The organism is Polyangium fumosum (assembly GCF_005144585.1).
GTDB classification, from domain to species: Bacteria; Myxococcota_A; Polyangia; order Polyangiales; family Polyangiaceae; genus Polyangium; species Polyangium fumosum.
In genome coordinates this window covers 226997-251604 of sequence record NZ_SSMQ01000007.1, presented here as the reverse complement: position 1 = coordinate 251604, position 24608 = coordinate 226997, and the positions used below count along the sequence as shown (strand labels likewise).

Here is a 24608-nt window from a genome sequence, read left to right as displayed (position 1 = left end):
CCCCGCGCGTCGAAAGGACTCGGCACGCGCCGTGAAGGCGAAAGGGAGGGACATGAAGCAAGCAACGCCCGCGCCCGCCCGGATCGAGCAGACGTCGTACCACGCGGAGCCCGCCGAGGTCGTGCTCGCAGCCCTCGGCAGCTCCGAGAACGGCCTGCTCACCACGGAGGCACAGCGCAGGCTCGCCGAGCACGGTCCGAACGTGCTGCCGCGGGCCGCCCGGGAAGGGCCGCTCGTGCTTTTGTACAGGCAAATCAAGAGCCCGCTCATCTACGTGCTCCTCGCGTCCGCGGCGCTCGCCTTCGCGCTCGGGAAGATCACGGACGGCGCCGTGGTGCTCGGCGTGGTCGTGCTGAACACGCTGATCGGGTTCATCCAGGAGTACCGCGCAGGGCAGGAAATCGAGGCGCTCGCGAGCCTCGTGCCCGAGCTCGTGACGGTGATGCGCGACGGAGGAAAGATCACCGTTCCCGCGGAGGAGCTCGCGCCCGGCGACGTCGTGCTCCTCGCAGCCGGTGACAAGGCCGCGGCCGACATGCGGCTCTTGCGCGTGAAAAACCTCGCGGCTGACGAGGCGCCGCTGACGGGGGAGTCGGTGCCGGTGCGCAAGCACGTCGAGCCAGTGCCGAAGGACGCCGCCGTGGCCGATCGGAAGAGCATGGTCCACGGCGGCACGTTGATCACGGTGGGCACGGGGCAAGCCGTGGTGGTGGCGACGGGCGCGCAGACGGAGATCGGGAAGATCTCGTCGATGCTGCGCGAAGCCGCGGAGCTCGAGACGCCCCTCACGCGCTCGCTCGCGCGCGTGGCGCAGGTGCTGACGGTGGCGATCGCGATCGTGGCGGCGTTGATGGTCGCCGTCGCGCTCGTGCGCGGGTATCCGTTCATCGAAGCGATCCTCGCGGGGATCACGCTGGCCGTGGCGGCGATCCCGGAGGGCTTGCCGGCGATCATCACGATCGCGCTGGCGATCGGCGTGCGACGGATGGCCGCGCGCCGCGCGGTGGTGCGGAAGCTGCCGGCCGTCGAGACGCTCGGGCAAGCCGGCGTCGTGTGCACGGACAAGACGGGCACGCTGACGCGGAGCGAGATGACGGTGGCGGCGATCTGGGCGCCGTCGGGGGGCTACGAGCTCTCGGGCGTGGGATATGCGCCGGAAGGGGAGCTGCGGCGCGAAGGAAAGCCCGTGGGCGCGACGCCGGACGACGTGCGCGCGCTCCTCCGGGCCGCGGCGCTCTGCAACGACGCGCGGCTCGTGCAGCGCGAGGGCGGGGGCTTCGGGATCACGGGCGATCCGACGGAAGCCGCGCTCGTCGTGGCCGCGCAGAAGCTCGGGATGAAGGGCGACGTGCTGCACGAGGAGGCGCCGCGGCGCGATGCGATCCCGTTCGAGTCGGAGCACAAGTACATGGCGACGCTGCACGTGACGGCGCCCCGCGCGCAGGAGATCCTGATGAAGGGCGCGCCGGAGGTGGTGCTCGGCCGCGCGGCTCGGCGCGTCGATGGCGAGCCGCTCGATCGATCCGCCGTGCTCGAACACGTGGAGGTGATGGCGTCGCGCGGGATGCGTGTGCTCGCGGTCGCGTCGCGCAAGCCCGAGGCGTGGATCGAGGGGCTCGGCGAGGCGGAGGTGGCGAGCGGCTTCGAACTGCTCGGGCTCGTGGGGATGATCGATCCGCCGCGGCCGGAGGCGATCGAGGCGGTGAAGGCGTGTCAACGCGCGGGCATCACGGTCAAGATGATCACGGGGGATCACCCGGTGACGGCGAAGGCGATCGGCATCGAGATCGGCCTGCTCGTCGCTGCGGACGAGGTGGTGACGGGCCGCGAGCTCTCGGCGATGTCGCCCGCGGATCTCGCAGAGGCGGCGCGGACGCGGAACGTGTTCGCGCGCGTGGCGCCGGAGCACAAGCTCAGGCTCGTGGAGGCGCTGCAAGCCGCGGGGCAGGTCGTCGCGATGACGGGCGACGGCGTGAACGACGCGCCGGCGCTGAAGCAAGCGAACATCGGCGTGGCCATGGGCATCACGGGGACGGCCGTCGCCAAACAAGCGGCCGACATCGTGCTGACGGACGACAACTTCGCGAGCATCCGCGCGGCCGTGGAGGAAGGGAGGCGCGTCTACGACAACCTGATCAAGGCGCTCGCGTTCGTGCTGCCGACGAACATCGGCGAGGCGCTCGTGCTCCTCATCGCGGTGCTCTTTTTCCCGCTGGTCGACGGGCGGCCGCTCCTGCCGATGGCGCCCGTGCAGATCCTCTGGATCAACCTCGTCGCCACGGTGACGCTCTCCTTGCCGCTCGCGTTCGAGGCCAAGGAGCCGAACCTGATGGAGCGGCCGCCGCGACGCACGAGCGAGCCGATCCTCGGGCGGTTCGTGCTCGTGCGGACCGTGATCGTGGCGCTCTTGATGACGGCCGGCGCGCTGGGGCTCTTCCTGATGGAGTACCACGACAAGCTCGGCGAAGGCCTGTCCCCGGAGTTCGCCCTGCGCGAGGCGCAGACGATGGCCGTGACCACGATGGTCCTCTTCCAGGTGTTCTACCTCCTGAACTGCCGCTCGCTCCACGGCTCGTCCCTTTCGATCGGGCTCTTCTCGAACCCGCTCGTGTACGTGGGGATCGGGACGCTCCTCTTGCTCCAGCTCGGGTTCGTGTACCTGCCGTTCATGCACACGCTCTTCGGCGCGGCCCCGCTCGGCGCCGCGGAGTGGGCGAAAGCCGTGGCCGCCGCCCTCGTGGTCCTGCCGGTCATCGGCCTGGAGAAGTGGTGGCAACGGCGGCGCTCCCTGCGACGGACCGGACGTACCCCGGGCGGACCGAGCTTCCCGGTCGTCCGCCCGCGGCTCCGGCCTCACCCCTCGTAAGGTCGGCGGATACGCGAAAATGCCGCCGGCGCCGCTTTCCTCGGAGCGGGCAAGGCTATACCCTCGCCGCGTCGGAGAAAAACCTCCCTCGCCAGACCCCCGCGGAGCTCGATGGAGACCGAGAGACCAAACGTCAGTGCGCCACGCGCGCCCGCGTGTCCGCTCGTGGGCCGGGACGAAGAGCTTTCCCTCCTCGCCGCCAATCTCACGGCCGTCGAAGAGCGGCGCGACACGCGCATCGTGACGATCGTCGGACCCGCAGGCATCGGCAAGACACGGCTCGTCGAAGAGTTCGTGGCGTCGCGCACGAACGAGGTCCGCGCGTTCGAAGGCAGCGCGCGGGACGGCTCGGTGTCGTTCTCGCCGTTCGCGCGGCTCATCCGCTCGCGCTTTGGCCTCGTGCGCGGCATGGATCCGGACGAGGCGCGCGCGACGATCCGGCAGAAGCTCGAAGGCGTGCTCGAACCGCGGCGCGTGAGCGACGCCGTGACGTTCCTCGGGCAGCTCCTCGGCCTGACCGAGGAGGAGAGCCCGCTGACGCGCGCCGTGAGCGACGACCCGCACGAGGCCGAGCTCGTGCGGCGCGCCGTGGTGAAGGCGTTCCTCGAAGCGGACGCGCAGACGGGCCCGCTCATCCTGGTGCTCGAAGACCTGCACGAGGCGCACGAGGACGCGCTCTCGCTGCTTCGGTACCTGCTCGAATACCTGACGGGCCCGATCTTCGTGATCTGCACGGGCCGCGACGACCTCGTCTACCGGCAGGAGGACTGGGCGCGCGTGGGCGAGCGCCGGCACACGCTGCTGGAGCTCGGTCCGCTCGGCGAGGAGGACAGCGCGCGTGTGTCGAGCGCGATGCTCGCCGTGTACACGAACGGCGGCGAGGTGCCCGCGCCGCTCGTGGAGACGGCGTGTGCGTTCGCGCGAGGGAACCCGGGGCTCCTCGCGCAGATGGTGGAGATCTACGCGGCCGAGGGCGTGATCGGCGAGGCCACGACGGAGGAGGGCGAGGCGCGGCTCGTGCTCTACCCGGAGCGGCTCGCGGCGGCGCGGCTGCCGGCGACGGTCGAGGACGCGGTGCAAGCGCGCGTGGCCTCGCTCGACGAGGACGAGCGCATCGTGCTCGAACAAGCGGCGGCGATGGGCGCCGTGTTCTGGAGCGGCGCGTTCGTGGCGCTCGCGCGCACGGGCCTCGAAGCGCCCGACCTCTGGGTCGAGGAAGAGACGGGCGACGTCGCGCGGATCGGGCGGATGCTCGATGGGCTGCACAAGAACGGGTGGATCCTCCGCCGCGCCGGGACGATTTTTCCGGGCTCGGTGGAGTACGCCTGGGCGCGGAGCGAGGAGCGCGAGGCGATCACGGCGCGGACGAGCGCGGAGGCGAAGAGCCTGTCGAACCGCGTCATCGCCGACTGGATGGAGCACCAGCCGGGCGTGCGCACGAGCGAGGAGCGGATCGCATCGCTGGCGCGCCACCGCGAGCAAGCGGGCGAGTCGATCCAGGCGGGCATCGCGTACCTGGAGGCGGCGGCCGTGGCGCGGCGCAGGTACGCGAACGGCAAGTCGTGCGAGTACTACCAGCGGGGCCTCGAGCTGCTCGGCGACTCGCACGACGGCGCGCGGATCGACGCGCTGCACGCGTACGGCGACGTGCTCCAGTCGATGGGCTACATCGACGACGCGATGGCCGCGTTCCGCGGGATGCTGACGCTCGCGTACCGGCTCGACATGAAGAAGAAGGGCGGCGCCGCGCACAACCGCATCGGCCGGCTCTTCCGCGACATGGGCTCGCTCGACGAAGGCGAGCGGCACCTGGCGACGGCGATGTCGCTCTTCGAAGCCTCGGGCGACGAGCGCGGCGTGGCCTCGACGATCGACGACCTCGGCAAGATCGCGTGGCTGAAGGGCGAATACGCGTCGGCCCTGACGAGCTTCCGCGACGGCCTCGCGCGGCGGCAGAAGCTCGGCGACCGGCGCTCGATCGCGCTCTCGCTCAACAACGTGGGCCTGGCGCTGCAGGACTCGGGTCAGTTCAAGGACGCGCTCGGGGCGTTCGAGCAGTCGCTCACGATCCGGCGCGAGGTCGGTGACCTCGTCGGCGTGGTGACGACGCTGAACAACCTCGGGACGATCGCCGAGGAGCGCCGGAACTTCCAGAAGGCGCTCGTGATGTTCGAGGAGGCGCTCGAGGTCGCGCAGCAGATCGGCGATCGGAACAAGATCGCGCTCGTGCTGACGAACATCGGGACGACGTACTACCGGAGCGGCGAGCCGGAGAAGGCGATCGGCGTGCTCGTGCGCGCCGAGGGCCTGTGCGACGAGCTCGGCGATCGGCTGAAGCTCGCGGAGACGCTTCGCGCGCTCGGCAAGGCGTACCTGATGCAAGGCGACCTCGCGAAGGCGCGCGACTGCATCGGCCGCGCGGTGGACCTCTTCGCCTCCGTGCGCAGCAAGGTGCACCTCGCCGCGGCGCTCCGGACGCTCGGCGAGATCACGGCGGCCGGCGGCTGGGGGCACGCGCATACGACGAGCGCGCGCGAGTACTTCGACCGCGCCGTGGCGATCTTCGAGCAGAGCGGCAACGAGGTGGAGCTCGCGCGGACGTTCAAGACCTACGCGCGTTTCCTGCGCAAGAACCCGGAGCTCGCCGGCAACGAAGACGTGCAGAAGGAGGCGGGCACGATGGATGCGCGCGCCGAGGCGATCTTCGGGCGGCTCCAACTGACGAGCGGGAGCAAGTCGGAGCTGCCGCCGTCGCCGGAGGCGGAGATCGAGGTGGGGTGAGGGGCGAGGGGCGGGGGAGCTCGGCCGGTCCCTGCCCGTGGTCGCTCTGCCCGAAACCCGCTACGATCCCGGCATGTCCGCGCCGGTCGAGTCGTACCGCGTAGAGCCCGACGATCCCCGCGCTCCGCCCGAGGACGTGTGGGAGCGCATGTCCGAGGAAGAGCGCGCTCGCGTCGTCGCCAGCTTGCCGTCCGCGTTCCCGGCCTCCGAGGCCGCTCCGCCCGAGGGAGACGCGCACTTCGACGCCAAGGCCCGCACGCGCCAGACGCTGGGCAGCTTCTTCCAGCGCTTGGGCCGCAAGGTCTACTTCGCGTGCGAGCTGCCCGTGTATTACCCGGGCGAACGCATGTTCGCCCCCGACATCCTCGCGGTGCTCGACGTGGAGACGCACCAGCGGATGAGCTGGGTCGTGAGCGCGGAGAAAAAGGGGCTCGATCTGGCGATCGAGGTGTACGTGGCGGGCAACCGTCGCAAGGATCTCGAAGGCAACGTCGAGAAGTACGCGCGCCTCGGCATCCGCGAATATTTCATCTTCGATCGGGGCATGCTGCGGCTCACGGGCTACCGGCTCGCCGACAAGGGGCGCGTGTATCGACGCATCGTGCCCCAGGGCGGCTTTTACGCGTCCGAGGTGCTGGGGCTCGAGCTCTGCGTGCAGGATGAGCGCCTGCGGTTCTTCTCGGGCACCGCGCCGCTGCTCGAAGCGGACGAGATGATCGTCGAGCTGCGCCGCATGATGGAGCAGGTCGAGGCGCACCGAGAGGGAGAGGCGCGGCAACGCGAGGAGGCCGAGCGCAAGCTGGCGGAGGAGGAGCGCTTGCGAATCGAGGCCGAGCAGAAGCTCGCGGAAGCGCTGGCGGAGATCGAGCGGCTCCGCCGCGAGCGCTGAGACGCGCCTCTATTCCCCGCGCCCTCGCCTCCGTGCTACCCGGCTTTCATGTCAACGTTTGGTCCCCGTAACGTCAGCGACTCGATCACGACGATGACCGAGTACGTCCTCCCGACGCACGCGAACGCGCTCGGGAACGTGTTCGGCGGGCAGATCCTCGCGTGGATCGATCTCTGCGCGGCGATCTGCGCGCAGCGCCATGCAGGGAGGCTCGCGGTGACCGCCGAGTTCGACGACGTCTCGTTCGAGGCGCCCATCCAGGTCGGGCAGGTCGTGCTCCTCCGCGCGCGCGTCACGGCGGCGTTCCGCACGTCGGTCGAGATCCTCGTCGACGTCGAGGGCGAGGACGCGCCCTCGGGCAAGCGCTGGCGCTGCGCGCACGCGTTCGTGACCTTCGTCGCGATGCAGGAGGTCGACGGCACGCTCAAGCCCGCGCCCGTCCCGTCACTCGTCTGCGAGACCGAGGAGGATCGGGCGCTCGCCGCGGAGGCGAACGATCGGAGGACTCAGCGTTTGGCGCGGCGCAAGCGCCGCGATGCACAACGAAGCTTGGGGTGAGTAACGGGGATCGAACCCGCGACAACTGGTACCACAAACCAGCGCTCTACCAACTGAGCTATACCCACCACGGTACGACCCCGGAGGGGCAACACCAGGCGCGCACTATACACGGTTCACTGTAGCGCGCAACGACTTCGTTTCAGATCCCTCGCCAGCGCTCGGCGGCCGTCGTCCGGGCTTGCGTGACCTCGCCCGTGTGCCGGAAGGAGGCGGGCGGCGCGCTGCTCGACGTGGACTCGGCCGTCACCGCGCGCGTGGCGCCGAGCAGCGTCTCCGCGAGCGAGCTCGAGAGCGCCGCGAGGTCGTAGCCCCCCTCCAGGAAAAACGCGAGCCGGCCCTCGGCGCTCCGCTGCGCCGCGCGCGCGACCAGCGCCGCCATCGTCGCGTAGCCCTGATCGGACACGCACATGTCCGCCAGCGGATCCCGCTGGTGCGCGTCGAACCCCGCCGACACGAGGATCAGCTCCGGCGCGAACGCCTCCAGCACCGGATCGACGATCTGCCGGAACGCCTCCGCGTACACCCGATCCCCCGCGCCCTGCGAGAGCGGCACGTTCACCGTGTAGCCCTCCGCGTCGCCCGCGCCCTTCTCGCGCAGCCCGCCCGTGCCCGGGTAGTACGGGTACTGGTGGAGCGAGATGTAGAGCACGCGTGGATCGGTCCAGAAGATGTCCTGCGTGCCGTTGCCGTGATGGACGTCCCAGTCGAGGATCGCCACGCGTTCGAGGCCCTTGGCGAGCGCGCTCGCGGCCGCGACCGCGACGTTGTTCAAGAGGCAGAAGCCCATGCCGCGGCTGCGCGTCGCGTGGTGGCCGGGCGGGCGCAGGAGCGCGAGGCCGGGTGCGCGCGCCTCGCCAGGCTTCTGGCTCGACGGGTCGAGCAGCGCGTCGACGAGCGTGATGCCGGCGCCCGCCGCGCGCCGCGCCGCCGCGACGGACGAGGGCGCGAGGTACGTGTCCGGATCGAGCGACGCGTGATGGCCGGCGAGGTTCGCGAGGCTCGCGAGGTAGGCCTCGTCGTGCACGCGCGCGAGCTCCTCTTCCGTCGCGTCCCGTGTCTCGACGGAGACGACGCCGAGGCCTTCCGCCGCGCAACGATCGAGCGCCGCGCGCGCCGCGTGCAGGCGCTCGGGGCGCTCGGGGTGGTAGCCGCGCGAGCGGTGGTCGTCGAAGAGCGCGTCACCGACGACGAGGATCTGCGAGGCGGGGTTCGTTGCGATCATGGCACTCCGGCGGGGACGGTTGAGGACTCGCCCGGGCGGATGGTAACGTCCTTTTCTACGATCGGGGGCTACGCTCGGACAAGCCGAGCTACGCCCCCGCACCCCCGCCCGTCGCCCCCAAAGGAGGGCGGCCTTTCATGCGCGCAAAAATCATTGCCGTTTTTACGGTCGTCGTGCTGGTGGTAGGGGTCCTCGCGTTTGCCTTGACCCGGGCCTCCTTGAATCCGGGGTCGCCCAGGGCTGACGCGGCCCGAGCGCTCGTCGCTGCCGAGGCGGTCCTTCGGGTCCAGGCGGGGGAGGCCGAGCGGTGGCTCGCGTCCCAGGCCGCGGATCCGCTGGTCCGTGAGCCGTTCAGCGCAGGCACGGGCCAGGCCAGGAGCGACGGCGCCACGAGCGTGGCGAACGGTATCAAGAGCGCCACCGGCAAGGCGCCCGTGATCGCTGGGCTCGGGCCCTCGCTCGTCGTGCTCGTGGATGCGAAGGGCACGGCGCTCGGCCGGGATGGCTCGCCGTTTTTGCGCGGCGATGACCTGGGTGGGATTTACCCGGCGCTCCGGGCCGGGCTCGCCGAGGGGCGGACGGGCTCCGACGTATGGGTGACGCCCGCCCGGAACGAGCAATTGCTCGTGTCCTGGGCGCCCATCCGGGGCGAAAACGGGCAGGTGCTCGGCGGGCTCGTCCTCGGGACGTCGCTGAGCGACGGGCGCTTGACGGACGTGGCGAACCAGACGAGCGGGGCCACGCTCTGGTTCGAGGTCAAGGACAAGGACGGCTATCGTATCGTCGCGCAATCGAAGGGCGGCACGCCGGACCTCGCCGCGGCGATCGATACGAAGCAGCTCGAAGCGGGCGCGGCGTCGGCGCTCTCGTCCGGGCAGGCCGTCGACGTGACGGCATTGCCGCCCGATTTCGGCGTGAAGGTGGGCCCGCTCGGCGGGTATGGCGACGGCAAGCGCGCGCTGCTCGTGGCGGTGGCGCGGGCGAACGCGCCGGCCGCGACGACGCTCTTGTTTCCGTTCCTCGGGGCCATTGCGCTCGGCATCGTGCTCGTGGCCATTGCGGGGCATATCCTCGGGCAATCGATCATGCGTCCGATCGAGGAGGTCGAGGAGGGGCTGCTCGCCATCATGAACGGGCGGACGGACCTGCGCTTCCAGATCGAGCACCCGGAGTTCGGCGGGCTCGTCTCGCGGCTGAACAGCCTTTTGAGCCAGCTCCTCGGCATGCCGGAGGACGAGACCGGCGCGCCGCCGGCGGCGATGGTGGTGCGGGGCAAGGAGCCCGAGGAGGCGCTCGCGGTCGACGAGTCGCTCGCGCAGAATCGGGCCTCCGGCGAGGCGACGGCGCTCGGGGCGGAAGACGAGGCCGCCTATCACCAGCGGATCTTCGACGATTACATTCGCGCAAAGAAGAGCGTCGGGGATCCGGTCGATCACATCACGCGGGATGCGTTCGTCGCGCGTATCGTGGCGAGCGAGAAGCAGATGGCGCAGAAGCACGGAAAACCCGTGCGGTACAAGGTCGAGGTGCGGGGCAAGGAGGTCGTCTTGCTCGCGGTGCCGCTGGCCTGACAGACCCGGTCGAGGGACCTCCTGGAGCGGGTGGAGGACCTGCTGGAGGAGGTCGAGTGACCTCCTGGAGGAGGTCGTGGACCTGCTGGAGGAGGTCGTGGACCTGCTGGAGGAGGTCGTGGACCTCCTCGACCTGGTCGCCGATCGGTTGGAGAAGGTCGGTGGATGGTCTCGACCCGGTCGAGGGACCTCCTGGAGGCGGTCGTGGACCTCCTGGAGGAGGTCGAGTGACCTCCTGGGGCCGGTCGCGGACCTCCTCGAACCGGTCGCGGACCTCCTGGAGAGGGTCGGTGGATGGTCTCGACCCGCTCGTGAACCTCCTGGAGGCTGTCGGGAACCTCCTGAAGGCGCTCGTGAACCGCCCAGGGCGCCATGGGACCAAGGTCCCATATCCGGCGCTCCGGGGTCGTCGTAGAGGCGGAAGCGAAGACATCAGGGAGCGCATTCCTGATGGGAGAAAGGATCGTCATGTCAGCATCCCCTACGCAAGCCGCGTCCGCCGAAGCGCTCGACCTCGTGTTTTGGGACCCGTCGGGGTACCGGTGGAATGGCCCCGGCGACTGGAACCAGTGGCGTTACATCCCCGACGGGTTGGGCGGCGAGATCGGCGTCCGCTTCGGCGTCAGCGCCGGCTTCGGCACCTTCGATTGGAACCTCGGGGGCGTGGCCCCGCACGGCTCGGTCAAGGACGGCACCGGCACCTCCTCGTTCGGGAAGAACGAGCAGGCGAACATGGCATCGGCCAGCGTCAATGCCATCCGCATGCAGGCCAACAAGCAATTCACCGGCGCCAGGAACAATTTCACGGTCGAGTTCGACTTCACCCGCTACAAGGGCTCGAAGGTCGGGGGCAAGGACGGCGTCGCGGGGGCAAACACGCTCATCGGCGTGAGCGACATCTACGCGGGCCTGACCTACGCGAGGACGACGGTCACCATCACCGGCACGCTCGAAAACGGCAGCGCCGTCAGCCCGGCAGGCTGGAAGCTGTACAACGGCGGCGTCGCGCCGAATACGGCCGGCGGCAACCAGCCGAGCGCGCAATTGAGCCTCGCGAACGGCGTTCTTCAGGGAACCAACAGGCCCGCCCCCGGCGGCCAGGCCAATTCGATCGACACCGTGATGGGCCTGGTGCGGCTCGACGCGGCCGGCTGCAAGACCCTGCGCTTGAGTTATGACCTCTACCCGATGCCGGGAAGCTTTGGGCCGCGTATCGACAATTCGGGGCTGTACGTCGCCTCCGCCTTCCCGCGCAAGCCGGTCGAGCCGCCGAAGGCCGTCGAGCCGCCGAAGGCCGTCGAGCCGCCGAAGGCCGTCGAGCCTTCCACGCCCGCGAAGCCGGTCCCTCCCACGGTCGTGATCAAGGACCCCGGGAAGCCTGGGACGACGACCAGCTATACCTACACCGTGAAGAACCCGGACGGCTCGATCGCGGGCAAGGGCTGCTTCACCTACGAGACCCCGGCCGACGGCGGCCCGCCCAAGCTCGTCGCATTCTATTACCACGACAATGTCGTGGGCACGATCAACCAGAGCAACGTCCAGACGTTCTATTTCGATCCGGAAGGTGACGACAAGCGCTTCACGTTCGTCACCGGGACCCCGGCCAAGGGCATTTGCAGCCTGACCGCGGACACCACCCTGCCGGCGCAGCTCACGGGAATCGGCGGCGAAGGCCCGCAGAGCTACCTCGGCAAGACGATCGATTTCCCGAAGCTCGCCACGGGGACCACGACCACGGACGAGAGCACGTCCATTCCGGCGGTCGATCTCGTGGTGGTCATCGACTCCAGCGTCTCGATGAAGGACGAGGCGAACGCGCTGAGCGAGGCGGTCACCGCGGCCATCGAGGTGGCCAAGACGAAATGCCCCTCGGACCTGCGCGTCACGTACCTGGGCATCGAAGGGACGTTCAAGAACACCCGCTTCGACACCACGGTCAAGACGTACCTGACCACCACGGCAAAGGCGGACGAGGCCGCGCTGCGGGGTCGAAAGAAGGGTACGGTGGAGGGCGGCGGCGCGCAGGAGGACGGGGCGCGCGCCATCGAGGACGTGGTCGCGCATTACGACTGGCGGCCCAGCGCCAAGCGCGCGGTCTTTTTCCTGGGCGACGAGGCCTTCGAGGGCGGCGGCGCGGACATCGACAAGGAGGATATCGCCGCCGCCAATCGTGCCATCGACGCCGCCAAGAAGGGCGACGTCCGCGTCCACACGTACCTCGGGACGAGCGGCGCGAAGGAGAAGCAGCGCAAGGCGCTGGAGGAGGAGTTCGCGCGTGTGGCCAGCGAGACCGGCGGCAAGGCGTTCACGTCGAAGGACGCGCTGAACGGCTTCCAGGCCCTCCTGGAGAAGGTGATCTGCGGGAGCAAGACGAGCACGAGCACCACGACCGAGTTCTGCTGCTGCCAGGAATACGTGGAGCAGCCCGAGGCAAAGCCCTGAGCGGGCGGCCGTAGGCATGAAAGGAGGGCGACCATGGCGACCGTGAAATTCTCAGCGGATTGGACCCATCAGCAGAGCGGCGACATTCGATCCGGGGAAGCCTTGCAGATCGACTACGCGACGGAGCGGGTGTGTCATTGCAGGGCGACGCGTTATGGGCAGAAGGCGTGGAGCATCAGCGCCAACGTCCGATTTCACCCGAGCGGGCAGGAGCAAGCCGCCGATGTGTCCTCGGGCGCGTGCCAGGTGAACGTGCCCGCGAACACCAGCCGGCTCGAGATCTGGTTTCACAATACCGATCACACGGGCTGCTCGGCCTGGGATAGCCGCTACGGCCAGAACTACGGGTTCGACGTGAAGGCCGCCGGCTGAACCGTCCCGCCCCCGCCTCCGCCTCCGCTCCCGCGACGCGCAGTCACGCCTTCGCGCGAAGCGCCGCGAGGAACGCCCGCAGGGACGGCGATTTCTCGTTCGCGCGCCAGGCAACGTCGATATGGAAACTGGCGTCCAGCCCATCGACACGCACGGCGGTGAGGTCGCCCGGAAGCTCGTACCCCTTGGAAATGGGCTTCAAGAGCAGGCCGACGCCCTCTTTGACGAGCGCAATCCCCATGGGTGGCTGCGTGACGTGGTAAACGACGCGCGGCTTGAAGCCCGCCTGCTCACACTGCGCCATCATCCAGTCGTACATGTGCGGACCGAGGTCCCGCGCGAAGAACATCAGGCGCTCCTCGGCCAGATCACCGAGCGCGACGCGCTCCTTGTTCGCCAGTCTGTGCCTGTGCAGAATCGACGGCCACGTCGTCGCGGTCGACCCGACGGACGGGAGCGGCGGGCAGCGCGTGTCGCTCGGGAGGCTTTTCGAGGGATTCACGCGGGCCGTCCGTGACGGGGGCGAGCCGCCGGCGAGCTTCGCGCGTGCGGTCGAAGTGCAAAGGATCGTCGAGGCGCTCTACGCGTCGCACCGGCGCAAGGCGTGGGTCGACCTCACGCCGGGAGCGGACCTCGGCTGACTCGAAAAAGGCGTGGGCCTCGCGAAAACCACCTCGCGAGGCCCCCACCCGAGCGGGCGAGATCAGGGCATCATCGAGCCGCCGCCGCCCATCCCACCGGCGCCGCCGGTGCCGCCCATTCCACCGGCGCCCATCCCACCGGCGCCGCCGGTGCCGCCCATTCCGCCGCCGCCGCCCATTCCACCGGCGCCGCCCATTCCACCGGTGCCGGCGCCGCCCATTCCGCCGGCACCACCGGCCCCCGTCGTGCTGCTGCTCGACGAGGTCGTGGCGTTGTTCCCGACGGGAATGTTCTCCTCCTCCACGTCCCCGCAGGCCACGAACGCAGCGCCGCAAAGCACGGCGCACGGGAGGGCCATGGCAAAGGTTCGCATGGAATCACTCGACGAAGATCGCCCCCGTCATCCCTCCGAGGGCGTGCGTGTCACAGTAATACCCGAACGTGCCCTTGTCCGGGAGGTTGAAGCTCGCCCCCATTCCGGTGGTCGTCTTCTGGATCGGCGAGGCGGCGTCCTCGTTCTTCATGAGCCCCTCGACCGTGCCGCCCACGAGCGGGTGGATCGTGAAATTCGACTCGAAGATCACGTCCGCCCCCGCCTTCACGCGAATGCACTTCGGCGCGTACGCGAGGCCCATGGTCTTCACGGTCGCCGACGCATCGGCCGTGTGATCCTCGGCCATATCCACCGTACAGCCATTGACGGCCATCATCCCGCCGCCGCCCGCGCCGCCGCCGCCGCCCGCGCCGCCCATCCCACCGGCGCCGCCCATGCCACCCATTCCCCCGGCGCCGCCCATGCCACCCATTCCCCCGGCGCCGCCCATCCCCCCGGTGCCGCCCATACCGCCGGTGCCGCCGGTGCCGGCCGTCCCGCCGGTGCCGCCGCTGCCGCCGGTATCGTCACCACAACCCGCGCCCGCAGCCAGCATCGCGCCCACGACCAGAAGCATACCGATTGTTCGCATGTTCAAGCTACCAACCTTTCTCGCGTGGTCCGGCTCCCCCCGGATGCCGGATCCACATAGGACGGCAACCCTATCACCGTTTCCGTATCCGCGTCTTCACGATGCACGACCTCGACGTGGCTGGAATCTCCGATGACCATCCTTCGTGCATACAGATCCCGGCGGATCTGGAGTCCTGGAGAACCATCCTCCGCGGATGCCATCGTTCATCCGCTCGGCCCTTCCGCCCGGGCGAGGATCGGCTTACCTTTCCAGGTGTCGTGATGCGCTGCGCACCTCCGCCGGATTTTCGGTACGTGTGGCTGGTCCCGGGTCCGAGCTTCCGGGCGCTCACGCTGGCCGCCGGCACGGTGGGGCTCTCGAGCCTCGGGCTCGCGCTCGGGCCGGAGACGGCGGCCTGGTCGCTCACGTCGGGCTCGCTCCCGATCGGGCTCGCCGTGGCCGGCGGCGCGGCGTTCGCCGTGGGCCTCGTGCGGCAGATCCAGAGGCCACGGGCGCCCTTCGGGGCGCGCGAGGTCAACATGGCCATCGTGCCCTGGGGCGTGCTCGTCGATCCGGGCGCGGAGGCGCGGATCCTGCGCTGGTCGGCCATTCGGAAGGTCGAGGTCGAGGTGAAGCACACGCTCCGCGGCGGTACGCCCGCGATCGTGTCGAGCGTGGTGACGGTGCAGACCGAGCACGACGTGCTCGCCGGGCACGCGCCCGGGGCCGTGGGGCTGGAGTCGCTGACGGTGAACCTCGACGCCTACACGGACGAGGCGTCGCGCCCGCTCGCCACGGACCTCGAAGGAATGGACGCGCTCGACGAGGACGGGCTCGGGCCCGTGGTGGGCCTTCTCCTGCGGCACGCGCAGGAGCTCTGCTCGACGAGCCGGGGGGCGGCGCGGCTGCACTTGCCGGCGGGCGATTATCGCCGGGCGTTGCTGCGGGCGCCGGGCCCCGAGACCGTGGCCGTGCTCGGACGCGCGCTCGCGGGCGACGTGCCGGGAGCGGCGGATCCGCGGCCGATCGCGGCGCTCTGCGCGGCCTTGCTCGGCGCCCAGGCCGTGACGCCGAAGCTCCTGCGCCTGTCGAGCTCGCCGCATCCGATCGTCGCCGCCGTGGCGCGCGCGGCGGCGCTGCGGCTCGGGGTCGCCCCCGCGAAGGTGGGGTCGATCGAGGAGGTGGACGAATTTTTGTTCGAGGAGGATCGCGTGATCATCGCCCGGATCGCCGCGGGAATCGATTGAACGGCGCGTCGGATCCTTTGACCACATATTGGTATCGAAAGGAAAAACAGACGGGACTTTCTTGCGGGTCCCCTTGTTCCCCTGCTAGCTCTCTTGGAGGAGAAACGGTGGTGCAGAGGCGGCGGATCGTGATGGGGCTCTTCGGGCTCGGGGCGCTTGGGCTCGGCGCTTGCGCTCGTTCGATGCCGATGCCCGGGGAGACCACGTCGAGCGCCGAGGGCGGGCCGTCCGCGTCCGCGTCGGCCGCCCCGTCCGCCTCCGCCGCGGCGCCCGTGGCCACGGCCCTCCCCGCCGGCACGACCGCGCCTGCGCCCTCGCCCGCGCGCTGGGCCGACGCCGTGCGCCTGGAGCGCTGGGACGAGGCCGAGGTGCAGCTCGACGCGTTGCCCGAGGCCGATCGGCAGCGGCCCGAGATGCGGTACGTCCGGGGGCGCGTCGCGCTCGAGCGGGGCGATGCGGCGCGCACGGTCGAGCTCTTCACGGGGCTCGAAAAGGAGCTGCCGCTGCTCGTGGACGACATCGTGCGCCGGCGCGCCGAGGCCGCGTCCGTCGCGGGGCCCTTCGCCGAAGCCGCAGCGTTTTTCGGCAAATCGAGGTCGCTCTCCGACCAGCATCGCGCCGCGCTCGCGCTGGAGAAGGACGGGCAGCTCGCCCAGGCGCGGACGACCCTCGATCGCGCGCTCGCGGGGGCGGGGCGGTCGCGCAGGAAGAGCGACGAGGCGAAGCTCCGGGCCGCCCGCGCCCGGATCGCCGAGGCGCAGGGCCTCTTGCCCATCACGATCGCCGACCTGCGCTGGCTCGCCGTGGAGGCCGCCGGTTTGCCCGAGGGCGAGGCCGGCGCGGCCGCGCTCGATCGGCTAAAGCAATCGCTCGCGCCGAAGGATCAGCTCGCCCGCGCGCTCGCGCTCGTCCGGGCGGGCCAGGCCGAAGCGGCGGTTCCGATCCTCGACGAGCTCGAAAAAAAGAAGACGGTGCCGCACCTCGACGTGCTCCACGCGCGGGCCGAAGCGAAGCTCAAGGCGCGCGATTATCCGGAGGCGGAAAAGGCGTTCCGTGTGCTCTCCACGTTGCCCGGCCCGCGCAAGGTCGAGGCGATGTATCAATCCGCGAATGCGCTCGCCCGCGGCGGACAGGCCGACGAGGCAATCAAGCGCTGGCTCGACCTCTCCTCGCGGTTCAAGAAAAATAGCTGGGCCGAGCGTTCCTTGTACCAGGCCGCGCGCTGGCTCCTGCTCCGCGGTCGTTATGACGAGGCCGCGCCGCTGTATACGCGTTACCTCGCGCTCTTCCCGAAAGGCGCGTACCGCGAGGACGCCGAATACGAGCAGGCGCTCGCGCAGCTCTCGGCGTCGCAGCCGAAGCTCGCGCAAAAGACGCTCAGCAGGCTCGCGAAGGCCGCGAAGAAGCCCGACGAGGCGCAAAAGCTCCGCGAGCTCGAAGGGCTCGCCGCCTTCCGCGCCGGTGACCGCGACGAGGCCGTGCGCATCTGGACCGAGGTCGCGCGTACGTTCCCGCTCTCCTTCGCCGCGCTCGCCGCCCGCTCGCGCCTGGCCGCCGCGGGCGCGCCCTTGCCGCCGTTGATCGAGCCCGCGGCCGCGCGCCCGGCGAATCCGCTCGACCTCGATTTGCCGGACCCGGCGCGGATGCTCGTCTCGGTCGGGCTCGACGCCGAGGCCGAGGGGAGGCTTCTTCCCTTCGAGCGCGAGGCGGCCGCGCGGTTCGCCGGTCGCGAGGCCGAGGCGCTTTGCGGCATGTATGGCAAGCTCGCGCATGCGCGGCGCCGGTATCGGGTGGGCGTGGCGCAGGTGGGAATGCCGCAGCTCCTGCGCGCGCCGGGCGAGGCCGATCGGTGGGCCTGGGAGTGCCTTTATCCGCGGCCGTACCTCGACGAGGTGCAGAAGCTCGAAGGGGAGCACGAGGTGCCCCGCGGGCTCGTGCATTCGCTCATGCGGCAGGAGAGCGCATTTGATCAGGAGGCGCTCTCGCCCGTGTTCGCCGTGGGCCTTTTGCAGCTCATGCCGAAGACGGCGGAGAAGGCCGCGGCCGAGGTCGGCATGAGCTTCGAGCCGTCGCGGCTCAAGAGCCCACACGTGAATCTCCGGCTCGGCTCGTATTACATCGGCAAGTTGCTGAAGACGTTCCGGAAGACCCCAGTCCTCGCGGTGGCCGCCTACAACGCAGGGCCGAAGGCCGTGGGGCAATGGATGCGGCCGGGCGTGGACGCGGAGGCGGATCTCTGGGTCGCGCGGATTCCCTACGACGAGACGCGCAATTACGTGGCGCGCGTGCTCGGGAACCTGGCGCGCTATCAATGGATGGAAGGCGGCGACGCGGCCGTCGCGCCGCTCGCGCTGGAGGTGCCGGTCGACGTCGAGGTGCCGCCGGACGCTTATTGAGGGGGTAGGGGAGGCGGGAAGGGGGCTCGATCGAGGCGAGCCCCCCTCGGGTTCACGTCACGGGCAAGCCATGACGTTGTTCGCCGCGCCGGGCGTGGGCTGCCCGACCTTGAACTTGTCGCCATTCTTGCGGCCGTCGCCGCAGCGCTGGATCGATTGCGTCTCCTGCGCGCCGCCCGAGCCTTCGCTCACCTGCGTGCGGCCCGGCGTGCCCGCGGGCCCGATGAGGACGTCGAGCAGGCCGGCGTCGGCCGTTTGCCCCGTGGAGTAGACGAGCACATCGATGAGGTTGTTCGCCGTGACCGCCGTGCCCGTGGGGAACGACGCCGGAGCGGCCTGGTAAATCACCACCGCGTCCTGGCCATTTTGGAGCACGCTGGTCGAGCTGAAGGCGATGGTTGGCGTGGGCGTCATCCCCGGGCTGCCGACGAGCAGCATGCCATTGGCATCCGTCGTGCCGGAGAGCGCTGTCACGGGCGCGTACGAGAGATCGTTGCTGCCATTGAAGAGGACGAGCGTGTAGCCCGCGAGGCTCACGTTCGGCACGCCCGTCGAGATCTCGACGAACTCCGCGGTGTCCGTACCCATCTGGTCTGTGTCGAACTCGTTGATGAGCAGGTGAATCACCGTCACCTGGAACGGCGCCGTGTCGCCGCTCGGCGTGGTGACGACGAGGTCCTGCAGCGCGATCGGCGTCGTGTCGGGCACGTTCGTGATCGTGATCTGCGTGTTGTTGTCGACCGTGAACGTCTGATCGACGCCGCCGATCTTGACCACCGTCGCGCCCGTGAAGCCATTGCCCGTGACGACGAGCTTACCGCCGTGCGCGAGGACCGGGTAATCGACCGACGTGACCTTGTGGGCGACACACGCCATGTTGCCCGCGCAATCCGTGTCGGCGCAGTCGACGAGGCCGTCGCAATCGTCGTCGACGAGGTCAGCGCAGGCCATTTCCATCGTCATGCCGCTCGGGCAGGCGCACGTCATCGACGCGGCCTCGCAGACGAGGCCGTTCGTCCCGCACGACTTGCCCGCGCAATCCGTGTCGGCGCAGTCGATCGCCATGTCTGCGTCGTCGTCGGTGCCGTTGCTGCAGTTCTCCTGCGGCAAACACGCGGGATCGGCGGCGCAGTCGGGATCGGCGCAATCGACCATCATGTCGCCGTCGTCGTCCTTCATGTTGCCGCAGTTCTCGACACACTGCGGCGCCATCGCGCAATCGGGGTCGGCGCAGTCGATGAGGTTGTCGGCGTCCTCGTCGAGCATCGCGGTATCGCAGACCTCGGGCGTCGCCACGTTCGCCGCGCCCGGCGTGATCTGCGTGGTCGCGCGCCAGTCGACGCTGTCGTCGCTCGTGTCCTGCCCGTTCGGATAACGGATCATCGAGCGGATCGGCGAGGCCGCGGCCTGGTTGTCGGACGCGGTCGTCGCGGTGCCCGAGACCAGCGAGAACGTCTGGCCGCCGAGCATCACGGCCGTGATCTGGCCGTCGGGCGTGCCGTTCTCGTACGAGAGCCCGTCGAGCAGCGTCTTCGACTTCGTATCGAAGAGCGCGATCCCGTCCGGCGCGCCGTTCTGGATGTTGTCCATCGGGTTCGGGAGCGACACGACGATCGCAGCCGGATCGATGTTCGTCACGCCCGTGGACGCGACGACGACATACCCGCCGGCCGCGAGCAACCCGGAGAGCTTGCTCGGGGTGCCGTAGACGACGTCCGCGCCGCCGGGGCCCGTGCCATTGACGAGGATGACCTCGACGCCGTCGAGCATCACGTCGCCGCCGGCATTGTAGATTTCGATGAACTCGGCCGTGTCGGCGCTGGCCTGGTCGTAATCGACCTCGTTGATGACGAGCTTGCCGCACACGGGCGCCATCGCGCAGTCGGCGTCGGCGCAGTCGATGTCGCCGTCGTTGTCCTCGTCCGCGCCGCCCGTGCAAGCCTCGGCACACGCCGCCGCGCAGTCGGCGTCGGAGCAGTCGACGTCGCCGTCGCCGTCGTCATCCATCCTGTTGTTGCAGGCCTCGGTCGGAGGATTGCCGCCGCCGGAGCCGCCCATACCGCCGGATCCGCCCATGCCGCCGCCGCCCATGCCGCCGACGCCGCCGGTGCCGCCCATGCCGCCGCCGCCCATGCCGCCGGTGCCGCCCATGCCGCCGCCGCCGACGCCGCCGTCGCCGCCCATGCCGCCGACGCCGCCCTGGCCGCCCTGGCCGCCCTGGCCGCCGCTGCCGCTGCTCGACGAGCTCGTGGTGGTGTTCTGCGTCGGTTCGTCGCTACAACCGGCGACGCCCACGGCGAGCGCCGCGAGGACCCCCGCCACCGAAAGAGATCGAAGCTTCATGGAAAAACTCCTCATCGAGGTCCCACGCCTGGGATGGGCACTACCAGGCGTGCGGACCGGATGAAAGGGGCTTTTCGGGACAGGAGGGTTGTTCGGGGGAAACGCGGAGGGGGATCGTCGGGACGATCACGGGCAGTTGATCTTCGTGCAACCCACGAGTCCCTCGGGGCTACACGTGCACGTGTTGCAACCGTCACTCGCCTGCCACGATTCTCCGGGTTGGTAGGTCTGTTCATTGTAGGTGCAGACGAGGCAGGCTTTCTCGGTGCACGCGACCGCGCCGTCGGCCACGCAGGTGCACGTATTGCAGCCGTCCGTCGAGGGGAAGGCGTCGCCGGCCTGGTAGGTTTGTCCGCCGTACGCACAAGGTGGGCAGGCCTTTTCAGTGCAGCCGACCATGCCGTCTTCGCCGCACGTGCACGTATTGCACCCGTCGCTCGAAGGGAACGTGTCGCCGGGCTTGTAGCCGATGCCGTCGACGATACATGCAGGCTCGGGGCAAGCCTTCTCGGTGCAAGCGACCGCGCCGTCGGCCATGCAGGTGCACGTATTGCAGCCGTCGTCCGCGGGGAAGTTATCGCCCTCCGTGAAGACGTTGCCGTTCACGGTGCAGGTCCCGACGCACGCCAATCGCGTGCAGATGGTCGACCCATCGGCCTGGCAGGTGCAGGTGTTGCAGCCGCCGGGCGCGGGGAATTCTTCGCCGACGGAGAATTGCTTGCCGTCCACCTCGCAGGCGCCGCCGCCGGCGCCGATGAAGATGCAGCCCGCGGCCGTCGCCGAGAGCGCCGCGAGCGTGAAGATCGAAAAGAAGGAAGAAAAGGTTCGTCGGATCATGTCGACTCCTGTGCCAGCATGGGCCAGGCCCAGGGGGCTGGCCGAGTGGCAGAGGGGCCTAGGAAGAACCGTGCCAGGGCCGGCGCAGGCGTTCGTGGGACGTCCAACCGCCGGACGTCCAAAGGTTTCGGGTCAAAAGAGGGGCGGGGAGAGCTCCCAGCCGAAAAGTCCCGGGGTGCGGGCGCGGTGCCTACCCAGGTTGTCACCCAGGATCGCGGGGCCATCGGCGGCCCAGCGCGCGGTGAAGGCGTCGCGGAGGACGAGCTCGGCGAGCTTGCCGCGCGGGGAGAAGCCCCACGCGGCCTCCTGGGAGACATCGTCCGGGTCGGCGTAGTACCGCCACACGAAGAAGCCCGCGCACGAGCGGCTGTCGAGCAGCGGCGCGAGGAGCGCCTCGTACGCGAGGGCCTGGGCCTCCTCGTCGATCGTCACGTCCTTCATGCCGTCGGGCCACTCCCAGGGCCGGATCGCCGGATCCTTGCGGGTCGTGTACCCGATCTCCGTGAGCACGACCGGCCGCCCCCACATCGCCGCGAGCCGCTCGATCCCCTCGGCCACCTTGCGCCCGCCCGCGAGGAGCGCCTCGCGCCCGGCGCCGTCCTTGTCGGCGAGCGGGTAGAACGCGTTGATCCCGACGAGGTCGAGCTCGCCGAAGATGAGCGTGTCCTCGGCGTCGTCCCAGTTCGCCGAGTAGGTCAAGAGGCCCGGGTAGACCCGGCGGACCTCCTGGATGATCGGGTAAAACAGGGCGGCGCGGCCCGTCGTGACGAAGCTGCGGAGCTCGACGCCGACGCTGAGCATCTCGGCGCCGCCTTCGGCCGCGACCTCGGCCCAGGTGAGCAGGAAGCGCTTGTACGCCGCGGCCCAGCGCTCCCAGGCCGCGTCGTCGCCCGGATCGATGAGCGCGCGCCATCCGCCGGTCTCGACCCACAGGTGCGGCACGAGGAAGACCTTGAGGCCACGCGCGTGCGCCTGCGCCATCGCGTGAAGGACATTCGCGCGGTTCTCGGCGAACGGCGCCTCGAAGGTGAGGTCGATCCCGTTCGGCGCGAGGTCCCACACGCGGCCGAAGGGGGTGAGGCTGACCCACGTGGAGCCGAGCGCCTTGGCCTCGTCCATCGCGCGTCCGCTCGCGGGGCTGCCGTAGCCTTTGCCGGCGTGGCGGAGGCTCTCGATGGGGCCGATGGTGAGCCCGCGGATGCCGCCGCGCGACGCGTCGGCCCAGGCCGTCGGGCCATGGGGCGCGGCGTTGGGCGCGGCGACGGTCGCCGAGGCGGGAGCGGCAGCGGCCAGGACGAACAGGCTGGCTGCGGCGAAGGAGGTCCTCACGGGCGACGGGATATAGCGCGAGAAACCCGACGTGTGATTTGCTTTTCGCAGTCTGGTCTGGCGCGAGCAGGCGAGCGAAGAGGAAGAACATGGACAACGAAACCATCGGGAGCACGCTGGATCAGGTCGCTGATCTCCTGGAGATCGAAGGCGCGAGCGTGTTCCGCGTCCGCGCGTACCGGGGCGCCGCGCGCACGGTCTCCGCGCTGGCCTCGCCCGTGAGCACGTTGCCCGAGAAGGGGCCGGGCTCGCTGGAGGAGCTGCCGGGCATCGGCAAGGACCTGGCCGGCAAGATCCGCGAGCTCGCGGAGTCGGGTGAGCTCGCGCTCCTGCACGAGCTGAAGTCGCGGACGCCGGAGAGCCTGATCCACCTGCTGGAGCTGCCGGGGCTCGGGCCGAAGCGGGCGAAGGCGATCCACGAGGGGCTCGGGATCGACACGATCGAGGAGCTGGAGAAGGCCGCGCGGGAAGGGCGGCTGCGCGCGCTGAAGGGCGTGGGGCCGAAGCTCGAAGGGCAGATCCTCGAAGGCATCGCGGCGCGCGCGGCGCGCGGGAAACGGATCTCGCTCGCCGAGGCCGAGGCGCAGGTCGAGCCCATCGTGGCGCGGCTGCGCGAGACGGAGGGCGTCGCGCAGATCGAGGTCGCCGGGAGCTACCGCAGGCGAAGGGACAACGTGGGCGACGTGGACATCCTCGTCGCGGCGGAGACGAGCGTCGCGATCGGGAAGAAGCTCATCTCGGATCCGGCGACGGACAAGGTGCTCGCGGACGGTGACACGAAGACGAGCGTGCTCTTGAAGAGCGGCTTGCAGGTCGATCTGCGCGTGGTGCCCGTGGAGTCGTTCGGCGCGGCGATGCACTACTTCACGGGGTCGAAGGCGCACAACATCGCGATCCGCACGCTCGGCGTGCGCCGGAAGCTCAAGATCAGCGAGTGGGGCGTGTTCCAGGAGGACAAACGCGTCTCGGGCGAGCGCGAGGAGGACGTGTTCGCCTCGGTGGGGCTCGCCTGGGTGCCGCCCGAGCTGCGCGAGGATCGCGGCGAGATCGACGCGGCGCGGGAAGGGAAGCTGCCGAAGCTCGTCGAGCGCGCGGAGCTGCGTGGCGATTTCGTGGGGGGGAAGCTCGACGCGGACGGCATCGCGGCGATCGCGTCGGCGTGCGAGGCGACGGGCGCAGCGTGGCTCGTGGTGCTCGGCGCGTCGCGACACGACGTCGAGCACGCGCAGAAGCACGCGGGGAAGGTGACGCTCTTCGCCGGCGCGGTGGTGTCCATCGGCGCGGAGGGTTTGGTCGGGGCGAGCGAGGACGTCGACGTCGTGGTCGGGGAGATCCACGCGGCCGACCTCGACGAGAAATCGCTCACGCAGGCGCTCATCGCCGCGGCGAAGTCGGGGCGTATCCACGTGCTCGCGCGTCCCTTCAACGGCGGCAAACCGAAGCAGTTCGACGTCGAGGCCGTGGCGAAGGTTTGCCGCGCGCAGGGCGTGCTCCTCGGGCTCGACGCGCGCCCCGCGTTCCTCGCGGGCGCCGACGGCTACGCGCGGGCCGTCAAGGACACGGGCGCGCAGCTCGTGATCACGAGCCGGGCGTCGAACGCGGAGCAGGCCGCGCACGTCCGCTTCGGCCTCGATCAAGCGCGGCGCGGCTGGTGCGAGGCGAAGGACGTGGCGAACACGCTCTCCGCCGAGGCCTTCGGAAAGCTGCTCGCGCGCCGCTGATCAAGCGTCGAGCATCAGATCGGCGTCTCGGGCGGCAAGCCGGCGGCCCAGACGAACAGTGCGTCGACGCTTTGGACCACGAGCCCGATCAGCAAGGTCACGATGGCGCCGAGCGCAAAGCCGAAGTGCGCGTGCAGGCGCCCTTTTCCGCGCCGCGTCACCCAGCCCCAGGCCGGTATGCAGAGGGGCCCGAACCACAGGAGCGCCGCCCCCCACGTCGCCGCGTTCCAGGCGCGTTCCCTCTGCTCTTCGGACAGGCCGCTCTTGTCCCAGCGCAGCAGCGCGTAGGTCAGAGCGATTCCGAGCGCAAACTGAAGGACAAAACGAGCGACCTGCATGTGTCTCCGAGCGGGAGGCGGATGCTATCCGAGCCCGCTCCCGTCTGGGGCGGTCCGCGCGGGGCTTGACGCGCTGCCGTCCTCCCATGGGCTCGACGCGC

The 24608-nt window shown here is 70.0% G+C and carries 19 protein-coding genes and 1 tRNA gene; 11 read left to right on the top strand and 9 right to left on the bottom strand.

Annotated features, from left to right (window positions below):
- Positions 1-52: 52 nt before the first annotated feature.
- From E8A74_RS09660 to E8A74_RS09645, 4 genes are all read left to right on the top strand, one after another.
- Positions 53-2866 carry a cation-translocating P-type ATPase gene (locus tag E8A74_RS09660; RefSeq protein WP_136928657.1) on the top strand — a complete coding sequence of 938 codons (2814 nt, stop codon included), beginning with the start codon at positions 53-55 and terminating at the stop codon, positions 2864-2866.
- Positions 2867-2977: 111 nt separating this feature from the next.
- Complete coding sequence (locus E8A74_RS09655; RefSeq protein ID WP_136928656.1) at positions 2978-5647, top strand: ATP-binding protein; 2670 nt, start codon at positions 2978-2980, stop codon at positions 5645-5647.
- A 73-nt stretch (positions 5648-5720) separates the two neighbouring features.
- The gene (locus E8A74_RS09650) at positions 5721-6536 is read left to right on the top strand and encodes a Uma2 family endonuclease (RefSeq protein WP_136928655.1); all 816 of its coding nucleotides are present in this window, start codon (positions 5721-5723) and stop codon (positions 6534-6536) included.
- A 48-nt stretch (positions 6537-6584) separates the two neighbouring features.
- Positions 6585-7094, top strand: a complete 510-nt coding sequence (locus E8A74_RS09645; protein ID WP_136928654.1) for an acyl-CoA thioesterase — start codon at positions 6585-6587, stop codon at positions 7092-7094.
- Here the strand turns inward: E8A74_RS09645 and E8A74_RS09640 are convergent.
- Positions 7087-7162 (bottom strand) — tRNA-His (locus tag E8A74_RS09640). The genes E8A74_RS09645 and E8A74_RS09640 overlap by 8 nt on opposite strands.
- A gap of 74 nt (positions 7163-7236) precedes the next feature.
- Positions 7237-8319, bottom strand: coding sequence for a histone deacetylase family protein (locus tag E8A74_RS09635; protein WP_136928653.1), 1083 nt, complete (start codon positions 8317-8319; stop codon positions 7237-7239).
- Positions 8320-8456: 137 nt separating this feature from the next.
- Here E8A74_RS09635 and E8A74_RS09630 point away from each other — a divergent pair, with 137 nt between their 5' ends.
- The 3 genes from E8A74_RS09630 (at position 8457) to E8A74_RS09620 (ending at position 12707) form a co-directional block, all read left to right on the top strand.
- Positions 8457-9890: an MXAN_5187 C-terminal domain-containing protein gene (locus tag E8A74_RS09630; protein ID WP_136928652.1), complete on the top strand. Its 1434-nt coding sequence runs from the start codon at positions 8457-8459 to the stop codon at positions 9888-9890.
- Positions 9891-10358: 468 nt separating this feature from the next.
- Positions 10359-12335 (top strand): VWA domain-containing protein, encoded by a 1977-nt coding sequence (locus tag E8A74_RS09625; protein WP_136928651.1) that lies wholly within the window; start codon positions 10359-10361, stop codon positions 12333-12335.
- Positions 12336-12368: 33 nt separating this feature from the next.
- On the top strand, positions 12369-12707 hold the full coding sequence (locus E8A74_RS09620) for a DUF6209 family protein (protein ID WP_136928650.1): 339 nt from the start codon (positions 12369-12371) through the stop codon (positions 12705-12707).
- Between the two features lie 43 nt (positions 12708-12750).
- Here the strand turns inward: E8A74_RS09620 and E8A74_RS09615 are convergent, their stop codons facing one another.
- Positions 12751-13056 carry a LysR substrate-binding domain-containing protein gene (locus E8A74_RS09615; RefSeq protein WP_232379467.1) on the bottom strand — a complete coding sequence of 102 codons (306 nt, stop codon included), beginning with the start codon at positions 13054-13056 and terminating at the stop codon, positions 12751-12753.
- 40 nt (positions 13057-13096) lie between these two features.
- Between E8A74_RS09615 and E8A74_RS52060 the strand changes: the two genes are divergently transcribed.
- Positions 13097-13348: a hypothetical protein gene (locus tag E8A74_RS52060; protein WP_170228967.1), complete on the top strand. Its 252-nt coding sequence runs from the start codon at positions 13097-13099 to the stop codon at positions 13346-13348.
- A gap of 62 nt (positions 13349-13410) precedes the next feature.
- On the opposite strand, the gene E8A74_RS53830 is transcribed toward E8A74_RS52060, so the two are convergent.
- Positions 13411-13722 carry a hypothetical protein gene (locus E8A74_RS53830; RefSeq protein WP_211365322.1) on the bottom strand — a complete coding sequence of 104 codons (312 nt, stop codon included), beginning with the start codon at positions 13720-13722 and terminating at the stop codon, positions 13411-13413.
- Between the two features lie 4 nt (positions 13723-13726).
- Positions 13727-14314 (bottom strand): plastocyanin/azurin family copper-binding protein, encoded by a 588-nt coding sequence (locus E8A74_RS52055; protein WP_170228999.1) that lies wholly within the window; start codon positions 14312-14314, stop codon positions 13727-13729.
- A 263-nt stretch (positions 14315-14577) separates the two neighbouring features.
- On the opposite strand from E8A74_RS52055, the gene E8A74_RS09600 reads away from it, so the two are divergent.
- Positions 14578-15543, top strand: coding sequence for a hypothetical protein (locus E8A74_RS09600; protein WP_136928648.1), 966 nt, complete (start codon positions 14578-14580; stop codon positions 15541-15543).
- A 107-nt stretch (positions 15544-15650) separates the two neighbouring features.
- Positions 15651-17939, top strand: coding sequence for a lytic transglycosylase domain-containing protein (locus E8A74_RS09595; protein WP_136928647.1), 2289 nt, complete (start codon positions 15651-15653; stop codon positions 17937-17939).
- A 57-nt stretch (positions 17940-17996) separates the two neighbouring features.
- Here the strand turns inward: E8A74_RS09595 and E8A74_RS09590 are convergent, their stop codons facing one another.
- The 3 genes from E8A74_RS09590 to E8A74_RS09575 all read right to left on the bottom strand — a co-directional run bounded on the left by E8A74_RS09590 (position 17997) and on the right by E8A74_RS09575 (position 22448).
- A complete protein-coding gene (locus tag E8A74_RS09590) occupies positions 17997-20282 on the bottom strand; it encodes a lamin tail domain-containing protein (RefSeq protein WP_170228998.1) in 2286 nt (761 codons plus the stop codon).
- Between the two features lie 126 nt (positions 20283-20408).
- A complete protein-coding gene (locus E8A74_RS09580) occupies positions 20409-21119 on the bottom strand; it encodes a hypothetical protein (RefSeq protein ID WP_136928645.1) in 711 nt (236 codons plus the stop codon).
- A 132-nt stretch (positions 21120-21251) separates the two neighbouring features.
- Positions 21252-22448 (bottom strand): glycoside hydrolase family 113, encoded by a 1197-nt coding sequence (locus E8A74_RS09575; RefSeq protein WP_232379466.1) that lies wholly within the window; start codon positions 22446-22448, stop codon positions 21252-21254.
- 89 nt (positions 22449-22537) lie between these two features.
- Here E8A74_RS09575 and E8A74_RS09570 point away from each other — a divergent pair, with 89 nt between their 5' ends.
- Positions 22538-24169: a helix-hairpin-helix domain-containing protein gene (locus E8A74_RS09570; RefSeq protein ID WP_136928644.1), complete on the top strand. Its 1632-nt coding sequence runs from the start codon at positions 22538-22540 to the stop codon at positions 24167-24169.
- Positions 24170-24183: 14 nt separating this feature from the next.
- Here E8A74_RS09570 and E8A74_RS09565 read toward each other — a convergent pair whose 3' ends face one another.
- On the bottom strand, positions 24184-24507 hold the full coding sequence (locus E8A74_RS09565; RefSeq protein ID WP_136928643.1) for a transcriptional regulator: 324 nt from the start codon (positions 24505-24507) through the stop codon (positions 24184-24186).
- Positions 24508-24608 lie beyond the last annotated feature (101 nt).